The organism is Rhodococcus sp. 2G, assembly GCF_001886355.1.
Taxonomy (GTDB): Bacteria; Actinomycetota; Actinomycetes; order Mycobacteriales; family Mycobacteriaceae; genus Rhodococcus; species Rhodococcus pyridinivorans.
Genome location: NZ_CP018063.1, coordinates 601,621 through 613,572 on the forward strand (window position 1 = coordinate 601,621; position 11,952 = coordinate 613,572).

General features: G+C 68.7%; 12 protein-coding genes. 10 read left to right on the forward strand and 2 right to left on the reverse strand.

Going from position 1 to position 11,952, the window contains the following annotated elements; all coding sequences use genetic code 11:
- The first annotated feature begins 124 nt into the window (after nucleotides 1-124).
- On the forward strand, nucleotides 125-1,741 hold the full coding sequence (locus tag BO226_RS02855; RefSeq protein WP_232238043.1) for a substrate-binding domain-containing protein: 1,617 nt from the start codon (nucleotides 125-127) through the stop codon (nucleotides 1,739-1,741).
- Here BO226_RS02855 and BO226_RS02860 read toward each other — a convergent pair.
- Both BO226_RS02860 and dapD read right to left on the reverse strand, forming a co-directional pair.
- On the reverse strand, nucleotides 1,710-3,044 hold the full coding sequence (locus BO226_RS02860; RefSeq protein WP_442977404.1) for an amino acid permease: 1,335 nt from the start codon (nucleotides 3,042-3,044) through the stop codon (nucleotides 1,710-1,712). The genes BO226_RS02855 and BO226_RS02860 overlap by 32 nt on opposite strands.
- Nucleotides 3,045-3,154: 110 nt before the next feature.
- Nucleotides 3,155-4,108 (reverse strand): 2,3,4,5-tetrahydropyridine-2,6-dicarboxylate N-succinyltransferase, encoded by a 954-nt coding sequence (gene dapD / locus BO226_RS02865; RefSeq protein WP_006550566.1) that lies wholly within the window; start codon nucleotides 4,106-4,108, stop codon nucleotides 3,155-3,157.
- A 98-nt stretch (nucleotides 4,109-4,206) separates the two neighbouring features.
- Between dapD and dapE the strand changes: the two genes are divergently transcribed.
- The 9 genes from dapE (at nucleotide 4,207) to BO226_RS02910 (ending at nucleotide 11,874) form a co-directional block, all read left to right on the forward strand.
- The gene (dapE, locus tag BO226_RS02870; RefSeq protein ID WP_006550565.1) at nucleotides 4,207-5,283 is read left to right on the forward strand and encodes a succinyl-diaminopimelate desuccinylase; all 1,077 of its coding nucleotides are present in this window, start codon (nucleotides 4,207-4,209) and stop codon (nucleotides 5,281-5,283) included.
- Nucleotides 5,284-5,293: 10 nt separating this feature from the next.
- Nucleotides 5,294-6,097 (forward strand): TIGR00730 family Rossman fold protein, encoded by an 804-nt coding sequence (locus BO226_RS02875; RefSeq protein WP_006550564.1) that lies wholly within the window; start codon nucleotides 5,294-5,296, stop codon nucleotides 6,095-6,097.
- Nucleotides 6,091-6,651 (forward strand): TIGR00730 family Rossman fold protein, encoded by a 561-nt coding sequence (locus tag BO226_RS02880; protein ID WP_006550563.1) that lies wholly within the window; start codon nucleotides 6,091-6,093, stop codon nucleotides 6,649-6,651. The genes BO226_RS02875 and BO226_RS02880 overlap by 7 nt, the downstream gene beginning before the upstream one ends.
- A 184-nt stretch (nucleotides 6,652-6,835) precedes the next feature.
- A complete protein-coding gene (locus BO226_RS02885) occupies nucleotides 6,836-8,551 on the forward strand; it encodes a long-chain-acyl-CoA synthetase (protein ID WP_232238109.1) in 1,716 nt (571 codons plus the stop codon).
- 18 nt (nucleotides 8,552-8,569) lie between these two features.
- Complete coding sequence (gene folP / locus BO226_RS02890; RefSeq protein WP_019288055.1) at nucleotides 8,570-9,490, forward strand: dihydropteroate synthase; 921 nt, start codon at nucleotides 8,570-8,572, stop codon at nucleotides 9,488-9,490.
- On the forward strand, nucleotides 9,487-10,404 hold the full coding sequence (locus BO226_RS02895) for a glucosyl-3-phosphoglycerate synthase (RefSeq protein ID WP_006550560.1): 918 nt from the start codon (nucleotides 9,487-9,489) through the stop codon (nucleotides 10,402-10,404). Before folP ends, BO226_RS02895 begins: the two co-directional genes overlap by 4 nt.
- 57 nt (nucleotides 10,405-10,461) lie before the next feature.
- Complete coding sequence (locus BO226_RS02900) at nucleotides 10,462-10,908, forward strand: DivIVA domain-containing protein (RefSeq protein WP_071934572.1); 447 nt, start codon at nucleotides 10,462-10,464, stop codon at nucleotides 10,906-10,908.
- Nucleotides 10,905-11,555, forward strand: a complete 651-nt coding sequence (locus tag BO226_RS02905; protein ID WP_230810087.1) for a DNA-3-methyladenine glycosylase I — start codon at nucleotides 10,905-10,907, stop codon at nucleotides 11,553-11,555. The genes BO226_RS02900 and BO226_RS02905 overlap by 4 nt, the downstream gene beginning before the upstream one ends.
- 151 nt (nucleotides 11,556-11,706) lie before the next feature.
- Nucleotides 11,707-11,874 (forward strand): DUF3117 domain-containing protein, encoded by a 168-nt coding sequence (locus BO226_RS02910; protein WP_006554284.1) that lies wholly within the window; start codon nucleotides 11,707-11,709, stop codon nucleotides 11,872-11,874.
- Nucleotides 11,875-11,952 lie beyond the last annotated feature (78 nt).

Below are 11,952 nucleotides of genomic sequence, written 5' to 3' on the forward strand. Positions count from 1 at the left end.
TGCCGGTCTATATCATCGGTCTCGGGCGACCGAGGGTCGTCACCCGGAGTGAGCACGAGGGGGCCGACGCATGGCGGGGGAGTCCGGACCGTCCGAGTCGGATCCGCCGAGCCGTCGTGGCGGCGTGAGTGGGGATGCACGGCCGGGCGGGGGTCGGGCGCGCTGGTTCGTCGTCGCCGTGATCCTCGTCCTCGCTGCCGGATCCGTCGCCTTCCTGTTCGTGGAGCGACGGAGTGGGTGCGACGACTCCGAGCGCTACACCGTGGCGGTCACCGCCGACCTCGCACCGGTGATCGAGGGGACCTCGGTATCCGCATGTACGGAGTTCGAGGTAGTCGAACAGGAACCGGGGGAGGTGTCGGCGCGACTGGCGACCGACGACGTTCCCGACCTGTGGCTCCCGGCGGGCGGTTGGTGGGCGTCGTGGGCGGGTGAGACCGCCACGGGCCCGGTGCGCACGGTGTCGACACCGCTGGCCACCACGCCGCTCGTGATCGCGGGTGCGCCGGGCACCGTCGAACCGGCGGCCGACTGGCAGGAGGCCCTGTCCGATCCCGGTCTCGTCTTCGGCAATCCATTGCGCTCCGGTCCCGCGGCAGGTGCCATCCGCGCCGTGCTGGCCGAGGCCGCCGACGATCCCGTCGCGATGGGCACGGTCCGTCCCGTCATGGCGCCGCTCGCCGAGCGGGAGGGGGTTCGCGACGAGGAGGTACCTACCGGATCGACCTTGCTCGAGGAGACCGTCGCCGATGGTGGGACGGTGGTGAGCACCGAACAGCAGGTCGAGACCTATCGCAGCGTCCACAAGCGCGAACTGGGCATCGAGGTACCCGCCACCGGGACGCTGCTCGTGGACTATCCGGTGGTCGTGACGGCGCGCGGAGAACGGCACGACGCCGCGGCGGCGGCCGCCACGGCGCTGACCGACGCGCTGCACACGTCCGAAGGACTCGACAGGCTGACCCGTCACGGCTTCCGGGACGGAGGCGGACGACCCCTGCCCGACGGCCGCGGTGCGGGAGCGGTGCCGGTGCTCGAACTCGACGACGAGACCGTCGCCGAGGAGGCGATGAACGTGTGGGCGTTGCAGGCGCTTCCCGTGCGCACCGTGTTCGCGGTGGACGTCTCCGCGTCGATGAACCGTGATCTCGGCGACGAGAGTCGGATCGAACTGGTCCGGCGCGCCGCGACCGCCGCCAACGAGGTCCTGCCCGGGAACGTCTCAGCGGGCCTGTGGTTCTTCGGTGGGGGAGTGAGCGACTACGCCACATTGCCGAACGACCGCGCCGAGGCAACGGGGGACTACATCGTGGCGGCACCGATCCGGCGCTTCGATGCGGTGGTGGACGACGGTACCCAACGCGACCTGCTCACCTCGCTCGTCGCGCAGATGGCCGGTACGGCCGACGAGACCACCGCGCTCTACGACACGATCCTCGCGGCCTTCCGGTACGTGCAGGACAGCTACGATCCGCGCGCGGCCAACAGTGTCGTCGTGGTGACCGACGGCGCCGACAACGGTTCCGCGATGTCGAAGGACGAACTGCTCGCGGTCCTCTCGAACGAGAACGATCCGTCCAGGCCGGTACGGATCGTGACGATCGGACTCGGTGAGGACGTGGACACCGCAACCCTCGAGCAGATCGCCGCGGCGACCGGAGGGGTGAGCTACCGGACGAGCGATCCGCTCGACATCACCGAGCTCGTGCTCACTGCGCTGGCCGATCGGACGGGTGGCTGACCATCTTGTCGTCGTGGGTGCGGTGCCAGAGCAAGCCGAGCGCCGTGATGATCAGGAACAGCACGAAGGTCGACGCGAGCTGGACCCGGGCCGCGCTGTCGGACAGCATCAGCACGATGAAGCCGATGAGCATCGCGAGCGTGAACCAGCTGAGATAGGGGAACAGCCACATGCGCAGGCGGATGGTGCCTTCGCGCTCGAACTTGCGGCGCAGCCGCAGATGCGAGACGACGATGAACAACCAGATCGCGATGAGCGCCGATCCGACCGCGTTGAGCAGGATCCCGAGGATGGTGTCGGGCAGCAGCCAGTTGAGCCACACGCTGACGAAGCCGAAGAACACCGAGACGAGCACCGCGTTGCGGGGCACTCCGTGGTGGGTGAGCTTACTGAGCCAGGCCGGTCCGTCGCCGCCGCGTGCCAGCGAGTAGGCCATGCGGGAGGTGCCGTAGACGTTGGCGTTGAACGCAGACAGCAGCGCGATCACCACGACGAGTTCCATGAAGCCGGACACGTAGGGGATGCCGGCGATGTCGAGCACCGAGACGAACGGGGAGGTCTCACCGCTCGCCGCGGTCCACGGCAGCACGAGCACCATGATCGAGATCGACCCGAGGTAGAAGACCGAGATCCGCCAGACGACACTGCGCACGGCCGTCGCGATGGACCGTTCCGGATCCTTCGATTCGGCCGCGGCGATCGTGACGATCTCGATGCCGCCGAACGCGAAGGCCACCGCGAGCAGACCGGCCGCAACACCGGCGATCCCGTTGGGCGCGAAACCGTCGCCGTCGCCGAGCAGGTGCGTGGTGCCGACGGGTTCGGTGCCCGGAAGCAGACCGAACACGAGCAGGATGCCGATCACCAGGAACCCGAGGATGACCGCGACCTTCAGTGCCGCGAACCAGAACTCGAACTCACCGAAGTTGGCGACCCTCGCCAGATTGACCACCGCGAAGAAGGTGACGAACACCAGCGCGACCACCCATTGGGGTACGCCCGGCAGCCACGACTGCACGATCGCGGAGGCACCGGTGATCTCGACACCGAGCACCATGATCAGCATGAACCAGTACAGCCACCCCATGCTGAATCCGGCCCAGCGGCCGATTCCGATGCGCGCGTAGTGCGAGAACGAACCGCTCACCGGCAGCGCGGCACCCATCTCGCCGAGCATGCGCATCACGAAGATGATCATCACGCCGGCGAGCAGGTACGAGACGATGATGGCCGGACCGGCTGCGGCGATACCCACTCCGGAACCGAGGAACAGGCCCGCGCCGATGGCGGAGCCGAGTCCCATCATGGTCAGATGGCGGACCTTCAGGCCGCTCCCGAGATGTTCGGCCTCGGACGCGGGCCGCTGGGTTTCACTCACAGTTTCTCGGTTCCGAATCTGTTGTGGGTGCAGAGTCAGTCGTTGGCGTGCAGAGCCGCGTTCAGTTCGACTCCGCTGCCCTTGTTCGGCACGACCTCGACCGCGCCGCTCACCGAGTTGCGTCGCAGCAGGAGGTTGGACGCGCCGCTGAGGGTCGCGGCCTTGACGACGGTGCCGTCAGGGCCGGTGACCTTGGTACCGGCGGTGACGTACAGGCCGGCCTCGACGATGCAGTCGTCGCCGAGCGAGATGCCCACGCCCGCGTTCGCACCGAGCAGGCAGCGCTTGCCGACGGAGATGACCTCCTTGCCGCCACCGGAGAGGGTGCCCATGATCGAGGCGCCTCCACCGACGTCGGAACCGTCGTCGACGACGACACCCGCGGAGATGCGGCCCTCGACCATCGAGTTGCCGAGCGTGCCGGCGTTGAAGTTGACGAAGCCCTCGTGCATCACGGTGGTGCCGGACGCGAGGTGCGCACCGAGGCGGACGCGGTCGGCGTCGGCGATGCGGACACCGGCCGGAACGACGTAGTCGACCATGCGGGGGAACTTGTCGACACCGAAGACTGTCACCGGTCCGCGGATGCGCAGACGGGAGCGCACGGTCTCGAAGTTCTCGAGCGAGCACGGGCCGTAGTTGGTCCACACGACGTTCGCGAGCATGCCGAAGATGCCGTCGAGGCTGAGCCCGTGCGGCTGGACGAGACGGTGCGACAGCAGGTGCAGGCGCAGGTAGACGTCGTGAGTGTCGACGGGCGGCTTCGACAGGTCCGCGATGTCGGTGCGCACCACGACCTGCTGGACCTCGCGCGCCTCGTCGTGACCGGCGAGCAGGGCGAGATCGGACGGGATGTCCGTGCCCTCGAGTCGCGTCGTTCCGGTTTCGCTCGGCTCGCCGAGGGCGGGTGCCGGGTACCACGTGTCGAGGACGGTCCCGTCCTCCGTGATGTTCGCGATGCCTACTGCTGATGCTCCGTGTGCACTCACGGGTGAGAAGCGTACGCGAGGCGGTCCTGCGCCTGTGTCCCCCCTGAGAAAATCGTGTGCGGGGTCTGAGGAGCAGGCGCGTTTCGTATCGTGCAGGTATGCCCGTACCGCAGCTGGACCTGCACGCCGACCCCGTCGAACTGACCGCCGCGCTCGTCGACATCCCGAGCGTGTCGCAGAACGAGACGCTCATCGCCGACGCCGTGGAGACGGCCCTGCGCGAGCAGACCGACGGCTTCGAGGTCGTGCGCAACGGCAACTGTGTCCTGGCGCGGACGAACCGCGGACTCGGCAGCCGTGTGATGCTCGCCGGCCACCTCGACACCGTCCCGATCGCCGACAACGTGCCGTCGCGGCGCGACGGCGACCTGATGTGGGGCTGCGGCACCTCCGACATGAAGGCCGGCGACGCCGTCTTCCTGCACCTCGCGGCGACCGTCACCGATCTCGCTCACGACCTGACGATCGTGATGTACGACTGCGAGGAGATCGCGGCCGCGTACAACGGGCTCGGACGGATCGAGACCGAACTGCGCGACTGGCTCGACGCGGACGTCGCGATCCTCGGCGAACCCACCTCGGGTGAGATCGAGGCCGGTTGCCAGGGCACCCTGCGGGTGCGCATCACGACCGACGGTGTGCGGGCGCATTCGGCGCGCTCCTGGCTCGGCGACAACGCGATCCACAAGCTCGCTCCCGTGCTCGACCGTCTGGCCCGCTACGAGGCACGGTCGGTCGACATCGACGGTTGTGTGTACCGGGAAGGACTGTCGGCCGTGCACATCGAGGGCGGTGTCGCCGGCAACGTGGTGCCCGACGCCGCTGCGCTCGACGTGAACTTCCGGTTCGCCCCGGATCGCAGCCCCGACGACGCACTCGCGCACGTCCGCGAGGTCTTCGACGGTCTCGCGATCTCGATGGAACTCACCGACATGTCACCCGGCGCGCTGCCCGGACTGTCGAACCCGGCCGCGGCGGCGCTCGTCGAGGCTGCGGGCGGGAAGTTCCGGGCCAAGTACGGCTGGACCGACGTCTCGCGGTTCGCCGCGCTGGGGATCCCGGCTGTCAACTACGGGCCGGGCGACCCGAACCTCGCGCACAAGCGCGACGAGCACGTCGAGGTCGGGCGGATCACCGAGGTGACCTCCGTTCTGCGCTCCTATCTCACCCGATAACGTGGCCGCCATGTCCGGCGACAACTCCTCCTCCGAACGCGGCTCCCGGCGCGAGGTCGTGCACCAGGGCCCGGTGCAACTGCGCGGCTCTCTCGCCCGCGAGGCGACGACGATGGACCAGCGGCTGCTCGATCGCCGCGGCCCGTCCGACTGGGTGCACACCGATCCGTGGCGTGTGCTGCGGATCCAGAGCGAGTTCGTCGAAGGCTTCGGTGCGCTCGCCGAGGTGCCCCGCGCCGTCACCGTCTTCGGATCGGCGCGCACCCCGGCCGGTCACGAGGAGTACGAGATCGGCCGCGAGCTCGGCGCCGCACTCGTCCACGCCGGATACGCCGTCGTCACCGGTGGCGGTCCGGGCGCGATGGAGGCGGCCAACCGCGGTGCCAGCGAGGCCGGGGGACTGTCGATCGGACTGGGGATCGAGCTGCCCTTCGAACAGGGCCTCAACGAGTGGGTCGATCTCGGCCTGAACTTCCGGTACTTCTTCGCGCGCAAGACGATGTTCGTGAAGTACTCGCAGGCGTTCGTGTGCCTGCCCGGGGGTTTCGGGACGCTCGACGAGCTGTTCGAGGCACTGACCCTCGTGCAGACCCGCAAGATCACGCAGTTCCCGATCGTGCTGTTCGGTTCGGAGTACTGGAACGGTCTGGTGGGCTGGCTGCGCGAGACCCTGGTCCGCGGCGGCAAGATCTCGCCCGCCGACCTCGACCTGCTCTTCGTCACCGACAGCGTCGAGGAGACGGTGGACATCATCCTCGAGGCGCATCGCGGCGAGGACGAGAACGAACTGTACGGAAATGGGAGTGGATGGTAACCGAAGCTCTGTCGGTCTGTGTGTACTGCGCGTCGGGCCCTGTCGACCAGAAGTTCCTCGAACTCGCCGCCGCTGTCGGTACCGAGATAGGCCGACGGGGCTGGCAGCTGGTCTCCGGCGGCGGCAACGTATCGATGATGGGCGCGGTCGCCGAGGCGGCCCGCGCGGCCGGCGCGCACACGATCGGGGTCATTCCGAAGGCACTCGTGCACCGCGAGGTCGCGGACGTCGACGCCGACGAGTTGATCGTCACCGAGACGATGCGCGAGCGCAAACGCATCATGGAGGACCGCGCCAACGCCTTCCTGACCCTGCCCGGCGGCATCGGAACCCTCGAGGAACTGTTCGAGACGTGGACCGCGGGGTATCTCGGTATGCATGACAAGCCGGTCGTCCTGCTCGATCCCACGGGCCACTTCGACGGCCTGCTCGGCTGGCTCGGGTCGATGGTCGACACCGGCTTCGTCGCGCAACGCGCACTCGACGGTCTCGCGGTCACCACCGACCTCGCCGACGCGCTCGACCGTTGCGCTGCGCCGTACGCGACGGTCTGAGGTGTTCCACTTCGCCGCGCGCTTATCTACTCTTCGGTAAGTTCGGGGGAACGCCGTGGGTGTCGCCCGAGCGAGCCCGCCCGTCCCCAACGTCGCCGTGAGGAAATCTGTCGTGACCACTCGATCCGATCGAGGCAATGTCCCCGTCGTGTCCCTGCCCGGACTCGTCTCGAAACTGCCCCGGATGGCTACCGATCTCTCCATCGTGCTGCGCGGAGCAGCCGGGATGACCCGGAAGCCGACCGCCCGCGAGACGATCGGGTCGGTCTTCCAGAAGCTCGCCGAGCGTCACCCGGAGCGGCCCTTCATCCGGTTCGAGGGAGCCTCCATCGGGTACGGCGAGGCCAACGCGCAGGTCAACCGGTACGCAGCGGTGCTCGCCGATCGCGGTGTCGGCATGGGCGACGTCGTGGGCATCCTCATGGGCAACCGGCCCGAGACCCTGCTGGTCGCGCTGGCCGCGGTCAAGCTCGGTGCGGCCGCCGGCATGCTCAACATCAACCAGCGTGGTGAGGTGCTCGAGCACAGCCTGTCGCTGCTCGACAGCGCCGCCCTCGTGATCGGGGAGGAGTGCGAGGAGGCCGTCGACTCTCTCGGTGGCGAGCCGCAGGCCCGCACCGTGCTGCGCTTCGACGATCTCGACACCGCCGCCCGCGACGCCGACGCGTCGAATCCCGCAGTCACCGAGGAGCTGCAAGCGTCCGAGACGGCCTACTACATCTTCACCTCCGGCACGACAGGACTGCCGAAGGCCAGCCGCATGACGCACTTCCGGTGGCTGAAATCGATGTCGGGCCTGGGCAGCCTCGGCGTGCGCCTGCGCCGGACCGACGTCCTGTACTCCTGCTTGCCGCTCTATCACAACAACGCCCTCACGGTCGCGTTGTCCTCGGTGCTCGCCGCCGGCGCCACGCTCGGGCTCGGCCGGAAGTTCTCGGCGTCCAACTTCTGGAACGACGCGGAGCGCAACGGCGCCACGGCCTTCATCTACATCGGCGAGATCTGCCGCTACCTGCTCAACCAGCCGCCGCGGGAGGACGACGCCGACCACGGGATCCGCCTCGCCGTCGGCAACGGTCTGCGCGCAGAACTGTGGGACGAGTTCACCGAACGCTTCGGTATCGACCGCGTCGCGGAGTTCTACGGTGCGAGCGAATGCAACATCGCCTTCATCAACGCGCTCGACCAGAAGCGCACCGCCGGCATCTGCCCGCTGCCCTACGCCGTCGTCGAGTACGACCCCGATTCGGGCCAGGCACGTCGCGGCGACGACGGCCGGTTGAAGAAGGTCGGCAAGGGCGAGGTCGGACTGCTCCTCGCGAAGGTCACCTCCCGCGCACCCTTCGACGGGTACACCGATCCCGAGGCCACCGAGAAGAAGCTGCTCCGCGACGCGTTCTCCGACGGCGACGTCTGGTTCGACACCGGCGACCTCGTCCGCAACCAGGGATGGATGCACGTCGCGTTCGTCGACCGGCTCGGCGACACCTTCCGGTGGAAGGGCGAGAACGTCGCGACCACGCAGGTCGAAGCCGCGGTGTCGTCGCACGAGACGATCGCCGAGGCCGTCGTCTACGGCGTCGAGGTCGACGGGGCCGACGGCCGCACCGGGATGGCCGCGATCACCTTGAAGGAGGGCGCCGAGCTCGACGGAGCGGCGCTCGCGAAGTCGCTGCACGACGCGTTGCCGGACTACGCGGTTCCGCTGTTCGTCCGCATCGTCGACGAGCTCGAGTACACGACGACCTTCAAGAGCAGGAAGGTCGATCTGCGCAAGCAGGGCTACAGCGAGACCGGTGAGGACGAGGTGTACGTCCTCGCGAGTCGCAGCGAGGGTTACCGGCCGATCTTCGACGGCTTCGTCGACGGCGTCGCGCGAGGAGAATTGCCCGGTCGCTGAGCATGTCAGGATGGGATCATGAGCGGCCCCGCGACCGATGTCGACGAGCAGACCCCCGTGACCCGTCCCGGTCCGGCACCGTCCACCCTGTGCGGGCGCCCCGTCGCCACCGACAGGGCGCTCGTCATGGCGATCGTCAACCGCACCCCGGACTCGTTCTACGACCGGGGAGCGACCTTCGAGGACGACATGGCGCTCGCGGCCGTCGACCGCGCAGTGGCCGAGGGTGCCGACCTCGTCGACATCGGCGGGGTGAAGGCCGGCCCGGGTGAGGTCGTCGACAGCGACGAGGAGATCCGGCGCGTCGTGCCGTTCGTCGCCGCGATCCGCGAGCGCTATCCGGATGTGCTCATCAGCGTCGACACCTGGCGCAGCGAGGTCGCGCGTCGCGCTGTGGGCGAAGGCGCCGATCTGATCAACGACACGTGGGCCGGTGCCGATCCCGAGCTCGTCGCGGTCGCCGCGGAACTCGGGGCCGGCATCGTCTGCTCCCACACGGGCGGCGCCGTCCCGCGCACCCGCCCGCACCGTGTGCGGTACACCGACGTCGTCGGGGAGGTGGTGCGGGAGGTCGTCGCGGCCGCGGATGCCGCCGCCCGCGCCGGCGTCGCGAGCGACTCGATCCTCATCGACCCGACCCACGATTTCGGAAAGAACACCCATCACGGACTCGCTCTGTTGCGGCACGTGGACGTTCTTGTAAAAACCGGGTGGCCTGTGCTTATGGCGCTGAGCAACAAGGACTTCGTGGGGGAGACTCTGGGAGTCGAACTCGCCGACCGGTTGGAGGGCACATTGGCAGCGACAGCTCTGGCGGCAGCGGCCGGCGCACGAATGTTCCGGGTACACGAGGTGGCAGCCACACGTCGGGTGGTCGACATGGTCGCGGCGATCGCGGGCACACGCCCGCCGGCGCGCACGGTGAGGGGGTTGGCATGAGTGCACCTGCACGCACGTGGAACGAAGCCAACAGCTGGGATCGGCCCGCCTGGGCGATCGACGAGCTGATCGCGGCCAAGGCCGGCCGCACAGTGACCGTGGTGCTGCCCGCCCTCAACGAGGAGGAGACCGTCGCGAGTGTGATCGACACGATCCACCCGCTGCTCGGTGGTCTCGTGGACGAACTGGTGGTCCTCGATTCGGGTTCCACCGACGAGACCGCCACCCGGGCGCGGGCGGCGGGTGCCCGTGTCATGTCCAGGGAGGAAGCGGTGCCGGGCATCGAACCGGTCCCCGGCAAGGGGGAGGTGCTGTGGCGGTCGCTCGCGGCGACCTCCGGCGACATCATCGCCTTCGTCGACTCCGATCTGATCGATCCCGATCCGGCCTTCGTGCCGAAACTGCTCGGACCCCTGCTGCTCGGCGACGGTGTGCACCTCGTCAAGGGGTACTACCGGCGCCCGCTGCGCACCGGTGGGGGCGAGGACGCCCACGGCGGTGGCCGCGTCACCGAGCTTGTCGCACGGCCGCTGCTCGCGGCACTGCGACCGGAGCTGACCTGCGTGCTGCAACCGCTCGGCGGTGAGTACGCGGGGACGCGGGAACTGCTCGAGTCGGTCCCGTTCGCACCGGGTTACGGGGTGGAGATCGGGTTGCTGCTCGACACCTACGACCGGTTCGGTCTCCACGCGATCGCGCAGGTCAACCTCGGGGTCCGCAAGCACCGCAACCGGCCGCTGTCCGAACTCGGTGCGATGAGCCGGCAGATCGTGGGCACGATGCTCGCGCGCTGCGGGATCCCCGATTCGGGTGCGCCGCTCACCCAGTTCCTGGTGGAGGGCGATGCGTTCGTGCCGTTCGACACCTCCGTCGATCTCACCGACCGCCCCCCGATGGCGACGGTCACCGGCTGACCCGACCGTCCGGCACCGGTCCCGGCCGGTGTCGGCCGCTCGTGCCAAGATCGGAGCATGCTCACGGTTCTGCTGTACGTGCTCGTGATGGCGGGCGTCGCCGCGGTGCTGTTCTTCGTCGCGAGCGCCGTCTTCGGCCGGGGCGAGACGTTGGCGCCGCTGCCTCCGGGCACCACCGTCACGGTGTTGCCGGCCACCGACGTCACCGGCACCGACATCCGCGACCTGCGGTTCCAACAGACCGTGCGGGGTTACAAGATGAGCGAGGTCGACTGGGCGCTCGATCGTCTCGCCCGCGAGGTCGACGATCTGCGGGTCCGCCTCGCCGACGCCGAGGCCCGCGCAGAGGAGCCGCCGGTCGACGGCACCGGAAAGGGCGACGGCACCGGAAAGGGCGACGGCACCGGAAAGGGCGGCGGGGCAGAAGACGTCGGAGCAGCCGACGTCGATGGGGAGAACGTCGCCGAGCGGGCTTCGTCGGAGTCGACGGGGGAGTCACGATGACGGCAGACGGGCAGGGTCCCGTGGTCGATACCGACGGGCAGGGTCCCGTGGTCGATACCGACGGGCAGGGTCCCGTAACCGATACCGACGACCGCGTGCGGTGCCCGTGGGCCGTCGACGGTCCCGGTTCGTCGCTCTACCGCGACTATCACGACTACGAGTGGGGTCGGCCGCTCCACGGCCGCGACGAGATGTTCGAGCGGCTCTCCCTCGAGGCATTCCAGTCGGGACTGTCGTGGCTGACGATCCTGCGCAAGCGGGAGGCCTTCCGCGCGGCTTTCCACGGCTTCGACGTCGAGGCGGTCGCCCACTTCACGGAGGCCGACGTCGAGAGGTTGCTTGCCGACTCCGGCATCGTGCGCAACCGCCGCAAGATCGAGGCGGTGATCGCCAACGCGCGGGCCGTGCTCGAACTGTCCACCGATCTCGACGAGCTGCTGTGGTCGTTCGCACCGCCGCGACGCGCGCGACGTTCGGTAACGGTCGAGGAGATTCCGGCGGTGACGCCGGAGTCCACGGCGATGGCCCGTGAGCTGAAGCGTCACGGCTTCCGTTTTGTGGGCCCTACCACTGCGTATGCGCTGATGCAAGCTACCGGAATGGTCGACGATCACCTCGAATCGTGCTGGGTGTCACTCGACTCGTAGAACCCGGAGGAGTGTCTTACCCAGGAGTCAGCTACGCGCACGTATTCCGGATAGGGAAGAATGAGAAGGTGCGCGTCGCCGCGACCGGCGATGCAACCACACGGTAACCCACGCGCCCGGCGGTCGGGTGCAGATTTGGAGGGAGCAGAGGATGGCGGCCATGAAGCCCCGGACCGGGGACGGTCCCCTCGAAGCAACCAAAGAGGGACGAGGAATCGTCATGAGGGTTCCACTCGAGGGCGGCGGACGTCTGGTCGTCGAGCTCACGCCGGAAGAGGCTGCGGCACTCGGCGACGAACTCAAGAGTGTCACCAGCTGATCGGCCCCTCTCAGGGCACTCCGGGCCCCGCGCTCCTCGGCGCGCGGGGCCCGGTGTCGTCCTGAGAGCAGGATCGGA